The organism is Treponema sp. J25 (assembly GCF_004343725.1).
Classification (GTDB): Bacteria; Spirochaetota; Spirochaetia; order Treponematales; family Breznakiellaceae; genus J25.
Genome location: NZ_PTQW01000009.1, coordinates 82,477 through 102,218 on the forward strand (window position 1 = coordinate 82,477; position 19,742 = coordinate 102,218).

Annotated in this window: 13 protein-coding genes; 6 read left to right on the top strand and 7 right to left on the bottom strand. The window is 53.1% G+C overall.

All coding sequences use genetic code 11. From position 1 onward, the window contains the following. Position 1 precedes the first annotated feature (1 nt). Complete coding sequence (locus C5O22_RS02750; protein ID WP_132779668.1) at positions 2 to 1,735, bottom strand: DEAD/DEAH box helicase; 1,734 nt, start codon at positions 1,733 to 1,735, stop codon at positions 2 to 4. A 221-nt stretch (positions 1,736 to 1,956) separates the two neighbouring features. Between C5O22_RS02750 and C5O22_RS02755 the strand changes: the two genes are divergently transcribed. Genes C5O22_RS02755 through C5O22_RS02765 form a run of 3 tightly spaced genes read left to right on the top strand, consistent with a single transcriptional unit; the run spans position 1,957 to position 5,354 of the window. Next, positions 1,957 to 3,297, top strand: coding sequence for a DUF6938 domain-containing protein (locus C5O22_RS02755; RefSeq protein ID WP_132779669.1), 1,341 nt, complete (start codon positions 1,957 to 1,959; stop codon positions 3,295 to 3,297). A gap of 11 nt (positions 3,298 to 3,308) precedes the next feature. Then, positions 3,309 to 4,442, top strand: a complete 1,134-nt coding sequence (locus C5O22_RS02760; RefSeq protein ID WP_132779670.1) for an MGDG synthase family glycosyltransferase — start codon at positions 3,309 to 3,311, stop codon at positions 4,440 to 4,442. A 15-nt stretch (positions 4,443 to 4,457) separates the two neighbouring features. Then, positions 4,458 to 5,354 carry a hypothetical protein gene (locus C5O22_RS02765; RefSeq protein WP_132779671.1) on the top strand — a complete coding sequence of 299 codons (897 nt, stop codon included), beginning with the start codon at positions 4,458 to 4,460 and terminating at the stop codon, positions 5,352 to 5,354. A gap of 119 nt (positions 5,355 to 5,473) precedes the next feature. Here C5O22_RS02765 and C5O22_RS02770 read toward each other — a convergent pair whose 3' ends face one another. Continuing rightward, positions 5,474 to 5,839: an Hsp20/alpha crystallin family protein gene (locus tag C5O22_RS02770; protein WP_132779672.1), complete on the bottom strand. Its 366-nt coding sequence runs from the start codon at positions 5,837 to 5,839 to the stop codon at positions 5,474 to 5,476. Between the two features lie 20 nt (positions 5,840 to 5,859). Further along, positions 5,860 to 6,306 carry an Hsp20/alpha crystallin family protein gene (locus tag C5O22_RS02775; protein WP_132779673.1) on the bottom strand — a complete coding sequence of 149 codons (447 nt, stop codon included), beginning with the start codon at positions 6,304 to 6,306 and terminating at the stop codon, positions 5,860 to 5,862. Positions 6,307 to 6,861: 555 nt separating this feature from the next. Here C5O22_RS02775 and C5O22_RS02780 point away from each other — a divergent pair. Further along, positions 6,862 to 13,614: an Ig-like domain-containing protein gene (locus C5O22_RS02780; RefSeq protein ID WP_165910377.1), complete on the top strand. Its 6,753-nt coding sequence runs from the start codon at positions 6,862 to 6,864 to the stop codon at positions 13,612 to 13,614. A 265-nt stretch (positions 13,615 to 13,879) separates the two neighbouring features. Here the strand turns inward: C5O22_RS02780 and C5O22_RS02785 are convergent, their stop codons facing one another. From C5O22_RS02785 to C5O22_RS02800, 4 genes are all read right to left on the bottom strand, one after another. After that, positions 13,880 to 14,473 carry a TetR/AcrR family transcriptional regulator gene (locus C5O22_RS02785; protein WP_132779675.1) on the bottom strand — a complete coding sequence of 198 codons (594 nt, stop codon included), beginning with the start codon at positions 14,471 to 14,473 and terminating at the stop codon, positions 13,880 to 13,882. After that, positions 14,451 to 15,728 carry a THUMP domain-containing class I SAM-dependent RNA methyltransferase gene (locus tag C5O22_RS02790; RefSeq protein ID WP_132779676.1) on the bottom strand — a complete coding sequence of 426 codons (1,278 nt, stop codon included), beginning with the start codon at positions 15,726 to 15,728 and terminating at the stop codon, positions 14,451 to 14,453. The genes C5O22_RS02785 and C5O22_RS02790 overlap by 23 nt, the downstream gene beginning before the upstream one ends. A gap of 92 nt (positions 15,729 to 15,820) precedes the next feature. Beyond that, positions 15,821 to 16,813 (bottom strand): SAM-dependent methyltransferase, encoded by a 993-nt coding sequence (locus C5O22_RS02795; RefSeq protein ID WP_132779677.1) that lies wholly within the window; start codon positions 16,811 to 16,813, stop codon positions 15,821 to 15,823. After that, positions 16,813 to 17,169: a PilZ domain-containing protein gene (locus tag C5O22_RS02800; RefSeq protein ID WP_132779678.1), complete on the bottom strand. Its 357-nt coding sequence runs from the start codon at positions 17,167 to 17,169 to the stop codon at positions 16,813 to 16,815. Before C5O22_RS02800 ends, C5O22_RS02795 begins: the two co-directional genes overlap by 1 nt. Before the next feature lie 256 nt (positions 17,170 to 17,425). Here C5O22_RS02800 and C5O22_RS02805 point away from each other — a divergent pair, with 256 nt between their 5' ends. Next, positions 17,426 to 17,992: a helix-turn-helix domain-containing protein gene (locus C5O22_RS02805; RefSeq protein WP_132779679.1), complete on the top strand. Its 567-nt coding sequence runs from the start codon at positions 17,426 to 17,428 to the stop codon at positions 17,990 to 17,992. 96 nt (positions 17,993 to 18,088) lie between these two features. After that, the gene (locus C5O22_RS02810) at positions 18,089 to 19,738 is read left to right on the top strand and encodes an AMP-binding protein (RefSeq protein ID WP_132779680.1); all 1,650 of its coding nucleotides are present in this window, start codon (positions 18,089 to 18,091) and stop codon (positions 19,736 to 19,738) included. The last annotated feature ends 4 nt before the right edge of the window (positions 19,739 to 19,742 follow it).

Consider the following 19,742-nt stretch of genomic DNA (forward strand, 5'->3'; position numbering starts at 1 on the left):
ACTATCGTTCTCCTTTAAAAAATGCAATGAGCCGGGAAATAAAGCCACCCTTTTGTTTTGTTTTTTCCGGCGTGCTCCCTTGTGCAGGACTGGGCGTCGCCTGTTCAAGTCGGCCTTTCCCTCGATTCTCTGGTGGTAGAGGGGCCACCTTCCCTTTGGGACCATATTTCTGGCGATAAAAGGCCATCCGTTCCTCAAAGGTCATGGTGCTGAGATCGGGTCGCCGATTCTCCTGTGGTTTTTTCCCGGGCCTGGCAGAGGACTTAGCAGAAAGTGAGGCGGTTTTAGCTGTCCGCTGGGGAGAGCGTTCCCTTTTCCCCTGGGGAGTCCCCGATGTTCTCTTCTTACCGGAGGCTCCTCCGGCAGATGCCCCCTGGTGATCCGGGGTTCTTCCTACTGCCGCATCTACGGCGAGCTTTGCCAGAGACGGTCCTTCTTCGTTCGTTCTGTTCCTTTTTGTTTTTGTCCCGGCCGATTCTTTCCGGGGCCCCCGACGGGAATCGCCTTTTTCCCGGCGTCGTAACGGTCGATGGCGACGCTGATCCCTGTCAGGGGATTCATCATAGGTGTCCACGGGGATGTACTGGCCTTCGCTGGCGTCGGGGATAAACATCTCTTCGCTGGCCATTTCGGCGGGAATCCGGTTATGCAGGTATTTTTCGATCGCCGGGAGCTCATAGGCATCCGATTCGCCCACCAGGCTGATGGCCACACCCTGCCGCCCTGCCCGGGCAGTACGGCCAATGCGGTGAACGTAGTTCTCTGCGTCCTGGGGAAGTTCGTAGTTAATCACCATGGCCAGGTTATCGATATCAAGACCGCGGGCCGCTACGTCGGTGGCAACTAAATAGCGCAGTTTGCCGCTTTTTATATCGTTGATAATCTGAAGCCGCTTTGTCTGGGGCAGGTCGCCAATAATAAACTCACAGTCATACCCATTAATCCGAAGTCGCTTGGCTACCACCTCTGCAAGACGTTTGGTGTTGCAAAAGATAATCACACTCTCGGGATTCCGCTCTTTAAGAATCCAGAGGAGGAGCTTCATTTTGTCATCGCTGCTTACATGGTACAGCTTTTGTTCAATAGTATCGAGGGTCACCTGCTCCGGTTCAATCTGGATTTCTACGGGGTCCTGGGTGTATTCCCAGGCGAGGTTCTTTACCCACAGGTTAAGGGTAGCGCTGAACAGCATGGTCTGGCGTCGTTCCGTAGGGGGAAGCACCTTATTCAGGCGGCGGAGGTCGGGGTAAAAGCCCATGTCGAACATGCGGTCCGCCTCGTCCAGGACGAGGAAGGCCACATCGCTCAGATTCATATGGCGGGAGTCTACCAGGTCTAGAATTCGGCCGGGAGTTCCAATGATGATCTGTACCGAATCTCGCAACATCTGGTACTGCTTGCCGTAGCCCACACCCCCAAAGAAGCTTCCCATCTTAATGGGTAAGTAGCGACCAATACTTTTGGCTTCTTCTTCTACCTGAACTGCCAGTTCCCGGGTGGGAACCATGATAAGGGCTTTTTTACCTGCCACCAGGGGCTCTGTCATGAGCCGTTGAAAAATAACGATAAGATAGGCCGCGGTTTTCCCAGTACCTGTCTGGGATTGTACGTATAAATCGTGTCCTCCAAAGGCGTTTTTGAGCACCTCTTCCTGAACAGGCATGCAGGTAACATACCCGGTTTCCGCGATTCCCCGTTGGAGGTCGGGGTGCAGTGAAAATTCTGTAAATTCCATGTCTGGTATAGTTATACCGTTTTTGGGGCCCTATGAAAAGGGATAGGCGAGTAAAATATCACCCCTCAGCACAACCCTTGCTCTGCCGTTGGGATTAGATTGAAACCAGACTGGGCCGCAGGGCGCCCTTTTGTTAGGATTGCACAGGGGGACCGAAAGCATCATAATTAATCTGGTACATACACCTGTGTAATGGTATTGCGGCAAAGGAGAAAAGAACGATGGCGACTCCCATTACTCCCCTGGCATGGATTACCGCGGCGGATATGGGGTTAGGGCATAAAAGGGCAGCCTGGCCCCTGGCTCCTTTTGGCAAAGGAGGGGTTCTTATTGCAGGAAGCGATGCGGATACGGACAGGGAAGAAATGGCCCTCTGGAACCGGCTCCGTCATACCTACGAAGCCCTTTCCCGAATAAAATCCTGGCCCCTCGTGGGTAACGCCCTTTTTGGAATTATGGATTCCCTCATGTCGATCCCCCAGGCCTATCCGTTCCGGGATCTTTCTAAACCAACGATTCAAACATCCCTGGTGGATAACCTTATTAAAAAGGGACTCTGTAGATCTTTTTTAAGGAAAGTTGAGGAAGAGAAGCTCCCTATTGTGAGCACCTTTTATGCCCAGGCTCTGGCCGCCGAACGGGCAGGGCTCAAGCGGATCTACTGTGTGATCTGCGATGCGGATATTAACCGGGTATGGGTCGCCTCCCATCCTGCCGAAAGTCGCATAGAATACTTTGTTCCCTGTGGACGGGCCCTGCGGCGGCTTAAGCAGTATGGGGTCCCCGACGAACGGATCTACATGACCGGTTTCCCCCTGCCCCTGGAACTTATTGGGAATGAGGATCTTTCCATATTGAAAAAAGATCTGGCCCGGCGCCTGGTGCGCCTTGATCCAACCAATCGTTTCTGGCCATTGCATCACCATTCGGTAGAACATTTCCTGGACTGTTCCCGGGATCAGCTTACGGAGGAAGAAGGGGCTCCCCTCACGGTTACCTTTGCGGTCGGCGGAGCCGGTGCCCAGCGGGAGATTGGCGCCGCTATCCTTGAGTCCCTGGCTCCCCGGATTGTTCGGGGGGAGTTCCGGCTTAACCTGGTGGCGGGTAAGCGCCCCGAGGTGGCCCAGTATTTTTATGAAAGGCTCGATGATGTTGGCCGGCGATACCGGGGACTTGCGGGGGGTGTGCAGGTTATCCATGATCCCAGTGACGATGGGTATTTCCGCGTCTTTGCGGAGACCCTCCATAGGACCGATGTGTTGTGGACCAAACCGAGTGAACTTTCCTTCTATACGGGACTGGGACTCCCCATTATTATGGCCCCTCCCATTGGCTCCCAGGAAGAACATAACCGGGAGTGGCTTTTAGAAATCCAGGGGGGCTGTGATCAAAAGGATCCTCCCTACACCCATGAATGGCTCTGGGACCTGTGGCAAGAGGGCCGCTTGGCCGAAATGGCCTGGGATGGTTTTTTGAAGGCCCGAAAATATGGGACCTACAAAATCGTGGAAATTCTTAAAACCGGTACCATGGTGCGGGAGTCGAGCCCTCTCAAGCGATAAGGAATGCCAGAATGGAAAAAAAGAAGCATATCCTCATCGGTATGATTGAGGTGGGCTATGGGCACCGGGGGCCCGCTCTGGTGCTGCAGAACGCCCTGATCGATCGGTATGGTCCCCAGGTTTTGGTGGATGTGCTTGATATGGTCCATGCCGTCGGGGCCCTGGATGATGATCGCCGCATCAAGGGGGCCTGGGATTTTTCTATCCCGCATCCGGTGGTGGTGCGCCTATCTTACCGCGCCATGGAAACCCTGTATCCCGCCGTTTCTGTGGTATTACGCTGTGCCATGCCCCAGTTTTTCTCCCGAACCCTGGAGTACCTCCGTCTTCAGCCGCCGGACCTCGTGGTGGCTACCCATCCTATGGTGCTCCGGGCCGTGGCATGGGCTCGAAGAAAGGGAGGATTTTCCTTTCCGGTGGTGGCCCTGGTGGTGGATCCCTTGAACGCCTATGCCCTTTGGGCGGATCCTGCGGTAGATCTCTTTTTGGTACATTCTGAATGGGCCCGGGCCGATTTGCTTCGCCGGGGAATTGCTCCCGACCGAATTGGTCTTGTCCCCTATCCCCTCTTGCCTGCCATGAAATCTTCAGAAAAGGGACGGGATGAGCTGTGTTCCCTGTATGGTGTTGGGGCCGACGGTAAGCCGGTGGTGCTCGTAACGAGCGGGGCCCAGGGCCTGGGACGGGTCTACGGTTTTGTGGAACGGGCCTATGAAGAAAATCTTCCCTTCGATTTTTTGGTGGTCACCGGGAAAAACCAGGCCCTTTTTCAGCGGATGCAGGCCCTGGCCACCCGTCCTCGGAAGGGACGTCTTGTGCCCCTCGGACAGGTTTCCTGCATGGAAGATCTCTATACCCTCTGTGATGTGGTAACGGGGAAGGTAGGGGCCGCTACCTGCATGGAAACCCTGTATCACCAGCGGCCTTTTTTGTGTACCGAATGGGTAGCCCAGAATGATTACCGTCTGCTTAAATTCCTGAAAGAGGAGAATCTGGGCTGTTACGCCCCCCGCTATACTTCTTTTGTTCAGTTCTTGCAAGAGGAACGATGGCATTCATGTAAGAAAAGCTCCATTGTTTTTTCAAATTCTGGTATACTGGAGGCACTGGCTTCTCTCGTGGAGGAGGGCGGTAGCTTAGAGTAATCGGAGGAACCGCTTATGATCTTTGTGGATCGTCCTGATGGAAAACGGGTAAAAAAACTGAATCCTTTCCAAAAAATTCTCCCCTATGTGATGCGGGGACGTAACGAAGCGGCAGTGTATTTTTCAATGGATATTGATATTGAACCGGCCCTCCGGATGGTGCGGGATCTCAACAATGTCCAGGGGGAAAAGAAGTTTGGCCTGTTTCATGTGGTTATTGCGGCAATTGTTCGGGTGCTCGAAGAAAAACCTCTTATGAATCGATTTGTGATGGGACGACATATCTATGAGCGCAACTACCGATCTATTTCTTTTATTGTGAAAAAACAGCTCACCGAGGATGCCCGGGAAACGGACGCGAAGATCTTTTTTGATGAAGGGGAAAATTTTTTCACCGTCGCCCAAAAGGTTGATGAGGCCATTGCCCGGGCCCAGAGCGAAGAACTCAGCCCAGACGAGAAGGAAATGTATTTCCTTGCCTCTATCCCCGGCGGCTATCGGATTGCGACAGCGATATTCCGTCTCCTTGATCGTCTGAATATCGCGCCAGGGGGGATGATTAAAAGCGATCCCCTGTATACGTCGGTGTATGTGGCTAACCTGGCAAGCCTTAATCTGGATGCGCCCTTCCATCACCTGTATGAATGGGGAAGCGCCTCGGTCTTTGTGGTCATGGGACGGATAGAGCGGCGAAAGGTCCAGAGGAAGGACGGAACCGAGGCCCTACACCGCTGGATGAACTTTAAAATAACGGTGGATGAACGGATTGGGGAGGGGCTGTATTTTGCCCGGGTTTTAGAACTCTTTAAACGAATCATGGCAAACCCCACGGTCCTTCTGGAAAAGGATGTGCGGCAAGAAGAAGTTCTTCAGAGTGCTCCACAGCCCGATGCGGTGCCGGTGGTGTTTTAAGGGGGATAGCAAGATATCATTGTGGTTTATAAAAGGGCTTTTCTCTTTTTGATGGGGTGCGAATTACTATGGACCGGCGCGGTATGGTACCTGCCGGTCCTCCAACGATAGTTGCTTTTTTACTTGATCTCAATTTTCCGCGGCTTGGCCGATTCTTTGGTGTGCAGGGTAAGCTGCAGTACTCCGTCGGTCATGACCGCTTCGATTTTTTCCCGATCGATGGTGTCATCGATGATAAAACGTTTGTGGTATTCTCCGCTATGGCGTTCCCGGATCAGGTAGGTTCCTTCGACGGGTGTTTCGGCGGGTTTCCCGTGGATCACCAGTTCGTTCTTTTCAACGCTTACTTCAATGCCCTCTTTATCCACGCCGGGCATTTCAAGACGGACAATGACCAGCCCATTTTCTTCGCAGATGCTGCAGGCCGGTTGAATGGGCTTATCCTTCTTGGGTTCATTTTTCTTTGTTTCTACCATGGTGTTCATAGGTTCCTCCTCTCTCATTGTTATTTGACCTGAACGGCGATCTGGCGGGGCTTGAGTTCTTCTTTTTTGCCGATGGTGACCGTCAGCACCCCGTTCTTTAGCTCCGCCTTAACCTTTTCAGGATCCGCCGCATTGGGAAGAGAAATAGTTCTCCGGAACGATCCTTCCCAGGTTTCCTTGCGGAAGAAACGTTTCTTTTCATCCTTCCCTTTCTTTTCCCCTTCCAGGGTAAGAACGTTGTTTTCGACGGTAAGGGAAATGTCCTTTTTATCGATACCGGGAAGATCTACATACAGATAGTAGGCGTCGGGTGTTTCTACAAGATCCATGGCCGGCGCTACTGCCCGGTCCAGCAGCCCCATGTTGTCCCAACCGCTGTCAAACCAGCGGTTCATCAGTTGCTGGAGTTGTTCCAGCTCTTCGATAGGATCCAGTTCATAGTTTCGTCGGCGAGGTATCAGATTCATAGAAACCTCCTTTCTATTCAGTAATATTGTATGCCCCCGTGGGCATACATGTTATAGCAATTAGCGTGCCAAACGTGTTTTTCTTTTTTTTGATCTACTATCTCATTGTGATTAAATGAGATAGATAAAACGCACCGTTTGTGGTATCTTTTAATTTTATGAAATTTCGTGTGTTCCTGGATAAAAATAACATGACTGTATCAATATGACGCTTACAATTGTGTCGTTATGACTCTTTATAAAAAAGAAAGTGAATGTGGAATGTTCCTTTTGTAGTCAGTGGCCGGAGTGGTGAGCATAATTGAGAATAATAGAGAAATTGGTTGGTGGTTCGACATTTTTGTTGATACTTCGACTATTTTGTTGTTATGGTTAAAGGGTTTTTACCATGATGAGGATATAACTTTCTATAATGCATAATGTTATTTTGTGTTTGAAAAAACCATAATTGGCCCGGTTTTTGCTATTTTTTCTTAGATATACGAAGGGCCTTCATTTTTTTGACAGGCCCTGGAAATGGTGCTCGAATCTTACTTTTTACCAGGGATGGTGTCTATGCATACAAAGAAGGTTATGGCCTGGTGGATGGTGTGGATTATCTTCTGTATGGGGCCCCTTATGGGACTCTCTGCGGGAGGCCAGGGGGAGGAGAAAAAAGAAAAAGCCGCAGGATTGGAAAACTGGTCGAGCGCTTTTGATATTTCTACCAAGAAACCGGGAACCTATAACATCTACGCGGAAGCCCAGGATTCGGCGGGGAACAAAAAGGTCGCAGGCCCTATCAACATTTATGTTGATCCTGCGTCGGATCTTCCTCAGGTTTCCATCGCCAATCCCCTTCCCCGTATGCATGTCACCGGGGACCTTAACATTGTGGGCACCTGCAGCGATGATGATGGGGTTCACGAAGTATATGTAAAAATCGATAACGGGGAATGGATTACCGCCAAGGGGAAAGAGTTCTGGTCGGTGTATATGCCCGCTGGTACCATACCCGATGGGCGGCGAAAGATTACGGTTAAGGGTATGGATATCAACGGCCTTGCGGGACCAGAAAAAACGGTGATTTTTGATATGGATCGCCAAAAACCGGTGATCACTATTGCGGCCCCCGCCGAAGGGGCCCTGCTTTCAGGAAAGATAGAAATTCGAGGAATAGCCACCGATGCGAACGAGGTCGTTAAAGTAGAATATTCTATTGATAATGGGAAGAATTATGTTCCCGCAAAGGGAAATTGGGACCGAAAAAAGGGAGAGTTTTCTTTTGTGGCTCCCATCGATACAAAAGTTATCCCTTCCGGGCCCACGGTGGTGCTGGTGCGGGCTACCGATGGCTGTGGCTCGGTAGGTATAAAGCCGGTTATTTTTGTGGTGGATAACAAACCCCCTGTGATAGAACTGGTCTATCCAAAGCAGGGCGAAGCGGTGGACCGACAGGTACGGTTCATGGGAAAGGTCCAGGATGATGTGGCCGTAGCGACGCTCACCTGGGCCATTGGAAAAGACTCGGGAGAGATCCCCCTTCGGGCGGGGGACCCCTACTGGAATGTTGCCTACACCCTGCCGGATTCAGTCCAGAAAGAACTGGAACTGGTGCTGACTGCGCGGGACACCATCGGAAATACCTCGAGCAAAAAATACCGAATTCCTATCGACCGGGAGCGGGATCTTCCCCGAATCAGTTTGATCCAGACCCGGCCGGCCCTCCTTTCTGGTCCGTCGGATGCAAGAAAAGGGAAGGGGCCGGAGAGCCGAACAGTCCGTACCGAAGGCTCTCTTTTTGTGTCCGGCCGGGTCCAGGACGATGATGGGGTGAAAGAACTACGGTACTGGCTTAATAAGGATTCGCCTACGGTGATCAGTACCACGGGGGCCTTTTCTGTAGAACTTGCAAACCTTGCCGTAGGGACCCATACCCTTTCCTTCCAGGCCGTTGATGTGCATGGAACCGTGGGACCAGTAACGACCCTTACCATCGAAGATGTGGGCCCCCCACCAACCCTATCGATAGAAGCGGTGGAGTTTGGGCGGGGCGGTAAAGATTCCCGTCGCGAGCCCTTTGTCCCGGGCATGGAACTTGCCCCCGATAGCCAGGCCTCCCTGGTGGTTAAACTAAGCGGTGGCTATAAAAACGAAAGTCTCTCCTATACCTTCGGGAATGAAAAAAGCCAGTCCCTTTCTGTAAAGGGAAACATCTCCGGACAGGTACTGGTGCCAGTTCCCGCCACAGGGCCCTTTGGAGTGATTCCTCTTCTGCTTGAAGTTACCGACGGTGCGGGCCGCAAGGGGACGCTAAAAACCCAGCTCTACCTTACTAACTATGGGGTTGTTCGGGGAGAGCCGGCCTTTGACTTTACCGACGAGCGGATCGATGAGGCGGGACGGGTAGTATTTGTCCCCGAAAAGGACGGTATGCCTCGACCCCTGGTAGGCCGGGCCATTGGCCGGGATCTGGTGTCGGTAAAACTGGTGCCCGATAGTTCCCTGTGCACGGTTCGTCTGCAGGATAACCGGGTATATATTGAAATGAAGGGCGAAGGGGTAAGCGGCCCCCACGTGGTGGTGGGTATCGATGGGCGGGGCCACGAAATTCGGTCCCAGGCCTTTACCTTTGTGGCCGATTGGCAGGGGCCTTCAATTACCCTGGAGGTACCGGCCAATTCCTTTGTGCGAACCCCTTCCTTTGTTGTAAAAGGAGCGGTAGAAGACCCGGCGGGTATTGTTGCCCTAAGGTACCAGATTCGGGACTCCCGCTTCCAGGTGGTGATGGAAGAGAATGTGCCCCTTACCGCCCCTTCTCAGAGAGGAAATGCCCCCCGGGATAGCGGCACTTCCCCCCAAAGGGTTCCCCTTGGACTTACGCTTCCCCTGGAAAAGCTTCCTGACGGTGCCTACTGGATACAACTTGTTGCCCGGGATGGTGGGGGGAATGTTTCAAGCCGGGGGATTGCGCTGTATAAAGATACCGAGGGGCCCCAGATTGAGTTAATTAGTCCAACCGGTGCGGTCTCCCTGCCGGTAGTGGCGGGAATAGTGCGGGATCCGGCGGGCCTTGCCGAGTTGTCCTACCGGGTGGATGAGGGGCCCTTCCAGAGCTTCCCCGCCGTAGAGGTCTTTGCGTTGCCCCTCCAGGTATTGGCGGAAGATGTCCCCCACCAGGTGCGGATCCGGGCGGTGGACCGGGCCGGTAACGAAACGGTTCTTACGGTTTCCAATGAGGTGCTCCGGGCGCTACGGCAGGGCCAGGGAACTCTTCCAGCCCCAGAAGGTTCCGGCGCCGCGGACGGAAAGGCTGGTTCCGCAAAAGGGGCTGTCCCCCGCTTCCAGATCCTGTATCCGAGCGGTACGGTCGGGAACCGAACCATCCTGCTCTTTACCGTAGAAAGTGGTGCCCCTTTAAGTGGGGTGAACTGGGCGGTGGGAAATAAGAAGGGGGCGCTTACCGCGGAAGACCTTCTTGTGGTGCGGGAAAATCTTTATGCCGGGGTGGTGGTTCTGGAAACCGCCCAGGGAAAAGCGGGCCCCCTTCCTATTCAGGTATCTGGAAAGGATACAACGGGGAAGAGTGGCTCTGCCACGGCCCAGGTTACCTTTGACCCTTCCATTGAAAAGCCCCTGCTTTCGCTGTATTCGATAGAGGCCGATGAAAGTTCCAGAGGTACTGGGGTAAGCCAGAACGGAACTCCCTCCGCCGGACCTTCCCTCGTGGCCCTTGCTACCTCTTCCTTTGGGATTGCCTCATATAAAGTAACTATAAACAAAGAGAGTCCCCAAACGATAGAAACCCCTGGTTTTGTGGAGTTGCCCCTGGCAAATCTTGCTGCCGGGAGTCACAGCATCACCGTGGTGGCCACCGACCTGAGCGGAAAAGAAACGGACCAGGCTCGACAGACCCTGCAACGGCGAGGGACCCCGCCGCTAATGCAGGAACTTGCGGTGGTCGCAAAGAATAGCAGGGTTCTGCTGGATGGAGCCGACGCACTACCCCTCGATAGCGGCATGGTACTGGAAGGGCTTGTCCGGGCACCCGAGGGCCTGAGCAAGGTGGAAGTGACGGTGCAGGAAGGTCCTCCATTACGGGGGACTATTAAGAAAGCCTCAAGCGGCGATTTTACCTTCCAGGTCCCTGTCCCCGGGAATCTTCCCTTTGATCGCACTGCCTGGAATATCCTCCTTACCGATGAAAAGGGAAACACCGCCCGCCGGCTTGTATCGTTGTATCGGATTTTCCCCGTTTCTAACCCACGACAATTCGATGGGGAAGGGATATATGGTGAGGATTCCCGGATCGACGCAGAAAAGACCACCCTTCGGTTTACCGATGAAAGGCCCCTCATTCTCCGTTTTGTGGGCCGCCCTATTCAGCAAATCCGTTTTGAACCAGCGACGGATCTCTTATCCATAGAATATACGGGGTCTCTCGTGACAGTTACGCCCCGAAAGAATGGAACATATCGGGGAAACCTGATAGTGAAAACCATCGATGGGGACAACATTCCCTGGGGAGTAAAGGACTACGTCCTTGCCTTCCAGTCTCCGGTGGTTCAAATCCAGCAACCCCAGGAAGATGGGTGGTACCGGAGCGACATCCCGCTTCTTTTTGAATATGACCAGGCTGAAAGGGTTAAAAAAATTACCTGGTCCCTCGATGGGGAGCGGTGGCAGGAAATTTCCCTCCTTCCAGAAAAAGCTAATCCTCGCCGTTACGGCGGAAATCTTCCCCTTAACGATGTGGCAACCCTTGGCGGGGCTGCCACCTCCTTCCTTCCCTCCGGCACGGGGGCGATAACGGTCTGGTTCCGATTCGAAAACGATGTGGGTCGTTTTGCGGAATTCTCTCGGACCATCAATATTGATACGGAAGTGCCCCAGGTGGTGCCAATACTGCCACCTTCAACCGATACGGTGAACGGTACCATTACGACGGCGGTAACGGTATCTGATAGCGGCCAGGTGGCCCGCATCGAATACAGCCCCGATGGCGGGACAAGCTGGCAGGTAATGGAGAATACCGCTTATGGGGTCGGTTCCTTTGATGCGAGCGCTAAAGGGGCGAGCCCTGATAAGGCTCAGTATCGGGTAACCGATCGGGCGGGGAATGTCACCCTTTACAAAGGAAATTTCCTGGTAGATGTCGGTCAGGACAAGCCGATCGTCTTGATTCAGTTGCCCGCAGAACAGGAAATTATCCGCAATGATTTTACCATCTCCGGGGCGGTCTTTGACGATGATGGCCTTGCGGCAATCCATTATCGGTTTGATAAAGGCCCCTTTGTTCGGCTTCCCTTAGAAGGGAACGGGTTTGTTATTCCAGTGTCCCTGGCGGATACGACCGATAACGAACATACGGTGGAGATCTTTGGAGAAGATATCTACGGGGTTACCTCTGATCCGGTAAAACGGACCTACCGAATTTCAAAAGAAGAACCCCGGGCTACGGTACTCAGCCCCAGTCTGGATACTACCGTCCGGGGGATCGTGACCATTAAGGGGTCCGCTTCGGATGCGAACGGCATTGCTACAGTGGAACTTTCCTTTGATAATGCCCTTACCTTTAACCAGGTGCTGGGAACCACCGAATGGACCTATCGACTGGATACCCGAATTCTGAAAGATGGACTCCACTCTCTCTATGTTCGGCCTACGGATAGATACGAAACCACGGGCTTTTTTGCGGGTCTCATTTCGGTGGACAACACCCCGCCGGAGCTTTCTCTTGATGTGCCGGTGGATATGAAAACCTATCGGGGAAAAATTCCCTTGAGTGGCCGGGTTTCGGATAATCAGGAACTTATGTCCTGCGAGGTCTATCTTTTTAATAAGGCCGCCCCTGAAACCCATCAGAAAAAGGTCTCCCTTCCGCTGGATCCTATTATTTCCACGGAGATTGATATAGGAAACCTTCCCGCCGGCGAGTATGGGCTTCGGATTACCGCCACCGACAAGGCGGGGAACCAGACCACGGTAAGCCGGGACATAAAATTGGATCCTTCCTACTTTGATGAGCAGATAGCCATTGCTACGCCGGTGCGGGGGGAGCGGGTCTCAGGAAAGTTGCGGGTTCAGGGATTTATTCGCAGTAGCCGCATTCCCAGCGGGGTGAGCCTTTACGTGGATGGGCTTGATGTCATCACCGTGGCTCCTAACAGCCTGGGCTGGTTTGCCATCGATGTTCCAACCGATCAGATTAAGTCAGGAACCCATACCCTCGTGGTTCGGTACATCAATCAAGAGGGAGCTACGATTAGTAGCGAGGAGGTCCCTATCGAATGGCTCCGCTCTGGTCCCTGGCTCCAGGCAAAGGCCTTTGCCTCCGGTGATTATGTGCCCGGTAGGCCCTGGCTCGAAGGGACGGCGGGCTGGTTTGTGCATCCCCAGGACCTGGAACGGGAAGAAGCGGATGACCAGGCCCTGGCGACTCGCCTTGCCCAGGAAAGTCCCCCTCAAAAGGTGGATGTAAAAAAACTGGCCCGAGAAAGGGCCCAGGGGCGCCAGGTACTGGCGGTGGAGGTAAGCCTCGATAACGGACGGTCCTTCCTCCCTGCCCAGGGAACGGATCGATGGAAGTTCCGTCTCCAGACCCAGGAGTATCCCGAAGGGCCCCTTCCCCTGGTAATCCGGGCCCGGTTTAAGAATGGAGACATGGCGGTTTCAAAACTTCTCTTAAATCTTGATAAGACGGCCCCCGAAATCAAGATGCTCTTCCCCGTAGAAGGAGGGCGTTACAACGAAAAGCTGCCGGTATATGGCATTGCCTCCGACGATGTCCAGCTTTCTTCGGTCCAGGTAGTGTTCCGCCGGGGCGATAAAGCGGGCTATGAGGTCCCCGCCTTCATTCAGGGGCTCTATATCGATGGGGGATACATGGGTGAAAGCCTTTACAATGTGGGATTGGGGCTCACCTTCTTCGATAACAACGTAAAACTTCAGGGGACCTTTGGCTATATTCCCCAGACCTATATGGGAGAAGAACAACGATTCTATGGAAATGTCTACAGTGGGAAGCTTCTGGCTAACGTGGCGGCCTTGCCCTTTAGTTATTTCTTTGGGCCCGACTGGAATTTCCTTTCAGCCCATGTGGCCCTAGGGGCAAAGTTTAGCTACTTCACCGAAACTTCGAGCGGCACCCCCCTGATGCTCAGCGCAGTGGTGGGCCAGTTGGAATTCCCCCACTTCACCCTTGAAAAATGGAGCTATTTTAGCAAGTTCTCCCTCTACACCGAGTTCCAGGCCTGGTTCATATCCGCTGAGGTGGAGGGGGGTATTAAAACCCGCCTTTCCTTTGGAGCAAGGACCAGCGTGTTTTAAAAGCTACGGGGGCCTTTGGGGAAAGGCCCCCTTTTTTCTTGGCGGGTGTATCCTCTGTCTTAAGGGTAACATCCCCTTGGCCCGGGCGCTCAGGTTTTCCCTGTGCTCGGGCTTTCCCTTTTTGGGCTTTGTTCCGAAGGACGTTGCGAACGAGGTGGTTTTCCTTACTTACAAAAAGTAGCCGCCCCCAGACTGTCAGGATAAAAACCTACTTATACAGCGCAGCACTTATGTAGAAGGCGGCACCCGTAGCAGGTCAGATGCTTTATGCCCGGAGGTTCTCTATAGCCAGGTTGATGGAGTGGCGGATTTCATCAATGGAGGTCCGCCTGAGAACTACGAGGCGGAAAATCGCCGCCTCGATAAGGCCGTAGAGCATGTCGTCGGCGGTTTTTACATTCACCGGTTTTAGCTCTCCCCGGCGAATTCCTTCGATAACAATGGTGGCCAGAATGTGACGGAGCCGAATCGTCCTGCGCCGGACCCGGTAATCCGTGTCGGTTCCGCTTTTGGAAAGGTACAGAAGGTAGTTTAGCACCACCGAAAGGAGGCGCCGATTTTCCTGGAGCCGATCCATGATAAGACCCAACACCTGTTTCAGCTTATCCGCCGCAGGAAGGCTCCCATCCTGCCGGACCCGTTTCAGGTCTTCTTCCACCGATGAAAGAAGCTGCTTAATACTGAAATTAAATATTTCCCGTTTGTTTTTAAAATAGAGATAGAGGGTGGTGCGGGTAATGCCACAGCGATCGGCTATCTTTTGAAAGGTCGTGTCTTCGAACCCCTCTTCTACAAAAACATCCAGGGCTCGCTCAAGAATTTCTTTCCGTCGTTTTTCATGTTCCACGATGATGGACATAGGATGCTCCTGTGTAAGGTTTTTTTACGTTTTCTGAAAAGCGGGGCGACTTGTTTTGATCCAGGGGAGCTTCCCGGGGCACCCCTTCCGGTAACGAATCGTACAGGTAGATAATCGAAGGAAGGGCCCCATTGGTGATTTTTCGTACCGAGGTTGCCCGGTAACCAAAATGGGATTCGAAACCGGGGTGGGTGGTAATCACCGCCAGTTTCCAGCCCGCAAAATGGGGAACCTGTTGCCCAAAGAGCCGGTACAGGGCCTCCGCTTCTTCTTGAGAGCCAAGCCGCTCCCCATAGGGGGGATTGGTAATCAGAAAACCCTGTTCTTCGCCGGATCGCAGTTCTTCGATGGAACAGCGCCGGAAGGTAGGAAGTTTTGCAGCGGATACCGTAGAAGGATGGTATTCTTCCCCGGGACGATGGATGAGCTGTAGGGCCCGTTCCAGGTTGTGCCGGGCCCCCTCCACGGCACTCTTATCCTTATCGCTTCCTTGGATATACAGAGGAATATCGGTGCGAATGGTTCCTTTCAGTTCTTTGCGAAGGGCCTCTTCTAAAGCGAGGTCCCCAAACGGAAGCTGAGAAAGGGCAAAGGTTTTTCCCAGGCCCGGCGGAACCTCCCAGGCATACAGGGCTGCCTCAATAAGGATAGTCCCTGATCCACAGAAGGGATCGTAGAGGGGAAATTTTCTGCGCCACCCCGAAAGAAGCACCAGCGCAGCCGCAGTGGTTTCCCGGAGGGGGGCCACACCCCCTTCCTGGCGGTATCCCCGTTTAAAAAGGGGCTCCCCCGTTATATCTAACAGGACCTGGACCTGATCCTTTTCCACATAGACCCGAAGACTTATCGGATCCCCCGTTTCTGGAAGGCGTCGGACCTTCCAGAGGGAACAAAGCCGGTCCACCAGGGCCTTATGCACCACCGACTGGATACTGGTGATGGCGGTCAACCGTGAATGGGCACTATGGACTTTTGAAACAACTATGGGCCTGTTTCGAGGGAGGTAGTTTTCCCAGGGTATGTTCCGGGCCCCTTCATAGAGGGCATCAAAGTCCTGGGCCTCATAGCGGCCTGCTTCAAGGAGGAGCCGATCCGCCGTACGCAGCATAAAAAGGGATCGATACATTCCCCCAAGATCTGTTTGATACCGCAGACGACCAGGATGGGAATCGGTAATGGAAAAGCCCAGTTTTCGCAATTCGTTGGCCAGGACCTTTTCTGCTCCGATTGCACAGAGGGCAATCACCGTAAACATAAACTATACAATAACAAGCTTTCAGCTTTTGTGCAATTGTCTGTTTAGATGGTACCTATCCTGGCTTTTTGAACGCCGGGGCTGGCATTTTTTTATTTGCAGAGTGGTTCCTCTGTCATGGGTACGGGAAATACCGCCTTTCCCTCAGGGCGATCGGTGCTTTCGCCGGGATGCCGGTACAGCCAGGTAAGCTCGTGTTTGTTGTAGGAAAGGTGCACCACGGTGCTTCCGGGAATCGCCGCAAAACGGGCGGTGGTTTCCATGTCCGGGTCTCCCTGCATTTTTATCGTACATACATAGTTTTTTGCAAGCCCCAGGGAAAGCCACTGTTCTATCCAGCCAAAAAGCCGGGGAGGGTAACAGATGACGTCGCTGAACACCCAGTCCACTGGTCCCAGGTCCTGGGGTTTTAACGTAAAGGCGTCGTGTTTCACGTACCGTACCAGGGGGTGCTCCATGAGGTGCGGTGCCAGGGGCGCCCGATCGATAGCAATGACCTGAGCGCCTAACCGGGTGAGCACCCAGGTCCACCCGCCGGGCGATGCCCCCGCATCAATGCAAAGATCCCCAGGGCCGGGCCAGGCCCCAAGGCGTACCAGGGCTTCCTGTAACTTAAGGTAGGCCCGGCTTGGGGGATCGATCTTGTTTTCTACAAATTGAATGGTTCCCCCCGGGAAGGGGCTTGTGGTGTGGGCCGATGCCAGAAGGGTATGCTCATCAAGAAGGGTCCAGGCCCCCATGGGCGCTGGGGGAACTACAAAAGGAAATTCCCGGGGCTTGTCCAGGGGAATATGGGGGAGTTGCTCCTGGATAAGCTGACCACGACGGAAGTTTCTAACAAGAAGGGGGGCCCAGTTGCGCTGGATGCTTTTAAGGAGGCGGGCCGCTTCGGAAATAGAGGTAAAATGGGCCATAAAGGGATTAAGCCAGATATTCTGGACCCAGAAGGCCTTTGTGGGGATCCTCCGGTAGTACAGGGGCCCCCACTGGTTGTCCCAGGAGCCCAGTTCCTTTTCAAGGTGATCCACAAATTCGGGGAGGGCCTGGTATACCCAGCCGGGAAGTTGTTCGATTGGCGATGCCATTAGGATGCTCCCGCAGAACTCGGGTGATTTTGTTTCCAGGCAAGATAATCCAGGTAGTGGAAAAAGCTTTTTCCCCGGGGAGAGCGGAGAATGTAGAACCCTACCTCAAAGGAGTCGTAACTTGCCAGGGACCAGCGAACTTCGGCGGTAAGTTCAAAGGGCTCAACGTTTGCCTGGCCTTCGGGAATGATCTCTATTTCGTGGATTTCTCCTACCGAAAGGGCTATGGCGGCGCTAAATTCCAGTCTACACCCGGTAATGGAAAGATCCTTTACGAAGGCTTCGCCCTGCAGAAGATTCTTAAGCCGTGCCTGGGCTATCGTAGGATATCGTGGAAAGGCCCGTTTATTCACCATACTCTATATTGTGCTGGTTCTCTCGTCTCCCGTCAATTCGGGGAAAGAAGACTTTCCTTGTTTCTGGACTCTCTAAAGAAATTCTTCATTCCATAGGTTAAACTTGAAGAAATTTCCCTATGGGTTATTAAAAGGTGTCCTTTTAATATGCCTTCTCTGTAATTATAACCCTTGCGTATCCTCTTTCTTTTTGTAATATTGATAGAAAGGGCGCTGCCCTCTACAAAAATCTTGGCCGAGATGAACGGAGGATCCCATGGATCGTGAAAGTAATCCGGGTAAACGGATACGAAAAATTCGAGAAACCAACGCAATTTCCCGGGAAGACCTGGCCGAACGGAGCCATATTCCGGTGGAATTGCTTAAGAAAATAGAGGAAGAAGACTATCTCCCCGACCTGGCCCCTCTTGTAAAAATCGCCCGGGCCCTGGGGGTTCGCCTGGGTACCTTGCTGGATGATTATGAAGAACTGGGACCCGTGGTCTGTAAAAAGGGAAGTTCCGAAGAGGTATTTCGGTTTACCGCTCGAAACGCCCAGAGTCCTGAGGGCCTTGTTTTTAATGCCCTTGCGGCCCATAAGGCGGGTCGGGCCATGGAACCCTTCCTTGTGGAAGTGCGGAAAGATGCCAATCCGGCCCTCTCGAGCCACGAAGGGGAGGAGTTCCTCTACGTTCTCGAAGGAGCCATAAAGGTAGAGTACGGTACCACCGCGTACAATCTTGAACAGGGGGACTCCATCTATTATGAATCTATCGTTCCCCATCGAGTCATAGCCCAGGGAGGAACCGCTCGTATCCTGGCGGTGCTCTACACGCCCCATTAAGGTTTAGACGACGAAGTGTTACAGCCCCTGAGCCAGAACCTGATGTGGGGGTAAAACTGCCGAAGGGGCTGTGTTGAAGGAACATAAGGAGGTGCCATGGAACTATTGGAAAAAACCCTGGGGGAGATGCTCCGCGAACAGGCCAGGCGATATCCCCATCGTGATTTTATCGTGTATTCAGATAGGGACCTTCATTTTACCTATAAAGAGTTTGATGAGCGGGTCGATCGTCTTGCCAGAGCCCTCTTGGCCCTGGGATTACGCAAGGGGGAACACCTGGGTATCTGGGCCACCAATGTGCCCGATTGGAACACCTTTCTTTTTGCCTGTGCCCGGATAGGGGTGGTGCTTGTTACCATCAACACAAATTATAAACTCCATGAACTGGAATACCTGGTGCGCCAGGCGGATCTCCGGGCCCTGGTTATTATTGATGGGTACCGGGACTCGGATTATGTCCAGATGGTCTACGAACTGGTGCCAGAACTTAAAAGCTGTGAACGGGGCTACCTGCGTTCTCAGCGGTTTCCTGAATTGCGCTATGTGATATATCTGGGACAGGAAAAGCATCGGGGTATGTATTCCTTGCCGGAATTGTTTCTTTTAGGGAGTCATGTGGCCAATGCAGAACTGGCCAGAGCGGAGGCGGCCTGCCAGGCCAGCGATGTGGTGAACATGCAGTACACCTCAGGGACCACGGGCTTTCCGAAGGGGGTTATGCTGACCCATCGGAATATTCTGAACAATGGCCTTGCCATTGGAGATTGCCAGCGTTTTACCGAACAGGATATCGTGTGCCTGCCGGTGCCCCTCTTCCATTGTTTTGGACTTGTCCTGGGGATGATGGCGGTGCTCACCCATGGAGCTGCGGCGGCGATCCTTGAAACCTTTGATCCCCTCATGGTGCTTGCCACGGTTCAAAAAGAAAAATGTACCGCCCTGTATGGAGTTCCGACGATGTTTATTGCGGAACTCAACCACCCCATGTTTTCCCTCTTCGATCTCCGAAGTCTGCGGACGGGGATTATGGCAGGCGCTCCCTGTCCCATGGAAATCATGAAACGGGTGATGAACGAGATGCATGCCACGGAAATCACCATCGCCTATGGGCTGACGGAAGCTTCGCCGGTCATGACCCAGACCCGGGTAGATGATCCTATCGAAGTAAAGGTGGGAACCGTCGGGCGGGAACTCCCGGGCATAGAGGTAACCGTCCGGGATCCCCACACGAACCAGGAGTGCCCTGTGGGAGTCCCGGGAGAACTCTGTTGCCGGGGCTACAATGTGATGAAGGGCTACTACAAGAATCCCGAAGCCACCGCCCAGGCAATCGATGCAGAGGGGTGGCTCCATTCGGGAGACCTGGGAGTGAAAGATCCGGACGGAAACTTCCGGGTAACGGGCCGCATTAAAGACATGATTATCCGGGGAGGGGAAAACATCTATCCCAAGGAGATAGAAGAATTCCTGTATACCATGCCGGGTATTCAGGATGTGCAGGTGGTAGGCATCGCCAGTGAAAAATACGGCGAAGAAGTAGGGGCCTTTATTATCAAAAAGCAGGGAGCCACCATTACCGAAGCGGACGTCCAGGATTTTTGTCGGGGCAAAATCAGCCGATTCAAAATTCCCAAGTATGTGTTCTTTGTGGATTCCTTCCCCATGACCGCCAACGGTAAAATTCAAAAGTATAAACTGAGGGAAATCGGTACTGCCCGGGTGCGGGAACTGGGTATTGCCACCTAGGGAA

What these genes read in the sequence shown, in the direction of transcription:
- C5O22_RS02750 (WP_132779668.1), bottom strand. Translation starts at nt 1,735, where the DNA reads ATGGAATTTACAGAATTTTCACTGCACCCCGACCTCCAACGGGGAATC.
- C5O22_RS02755 (WP_132779669.1), top strand. Translation starts at nt 1,957, where the DNA reads ATGGCGACTCCCATTACTCCCCTGGCATGGATTACCGCGGCGGATATG.
- C5O22_RS02760 (WP_132779670.1), top strand. Translation starts at nt 3,309, where the DNA reads ATGGAAAAAAAGAAGCATATCCTCATCGGTATGATTGAGGTGGGCTAT.
- C5O22_RS02765 (WP_132779671.1), top strand. Translation starts at nt 4,458, where the DNA reads ATGATCTTTGTGGATCGTCCTGATGGAAAACGGGTAAAAAAACTGAAT.
- C5O22_RS02770 (WP_132779672.1), bottom strand. Translation starts at nt 5,839, where the DNA reads ATGAACACCATGGTAGAAACAAAGAAAAATGAACCCAAGAAGGATAAG.
- C5O22_RS02775 (WP_132779673.1), bottom strand. Translation starts at nt 6,306, where the DNA reads ATGAATCTGATACCTCGCCGACGAAACTATGAACTGGATCCTATCGAA.
- C5O22_RS02780 (WP_165910377.1), top strand. Translation starts at nt 6,862, where the DNA reads ATGCATACAAAGAAGGTTATGGCCTGGTGGATGGTGTGGATTATCTTC.
- C5O22_RS02785 (WP_132779675.1), bottom strand. Translation starts at nt 14,473, where the DNA reads ATGTCCATCATCGTGGAACATGAAAAACGACGGAAAGAAATTCTTGAG.
- C5O22_RS02790 (WP_132779676.1), bottom strand. Translation starts at nt 15,728, where the DNA reads ATGTTTACGGTGATTGCCCTCTGTGCAATCGGAGCAGAAAAGGTCCTG.
- C5O22_RS02795 (WP_132779677.1), bottom strand. Translation starts at nt 16,813, where the DNA reads ATGGCATCGCCAATCGAACAACTTCCCGGCTGGGTATACCAGGCCCTC.
- C5O22_RS02800 (WP_132779678.1), bottom strand. Translation starts at nt 17,169, where the DNA reads ATGGTGAATAAACGGGCCTTTCCACGATATCCTACGATAGCCCAGGCA.
- C5O22_RS02805 (WP_132779679.1), top strand. Translation starts at nt 17,426, where the DNA reads ATGGATCGTGAAAGTAATCCGGGTAAACGGATACGAAAAATTCGAGAA.
- C5O22_RS02810 (WP_132779680.1), top strand. Translation starts at nt 18,089, where the DNA reads ATGGAACTATTGGAAAAAACCCTGGGGGAGATGCTCCGCGAACAGGCC.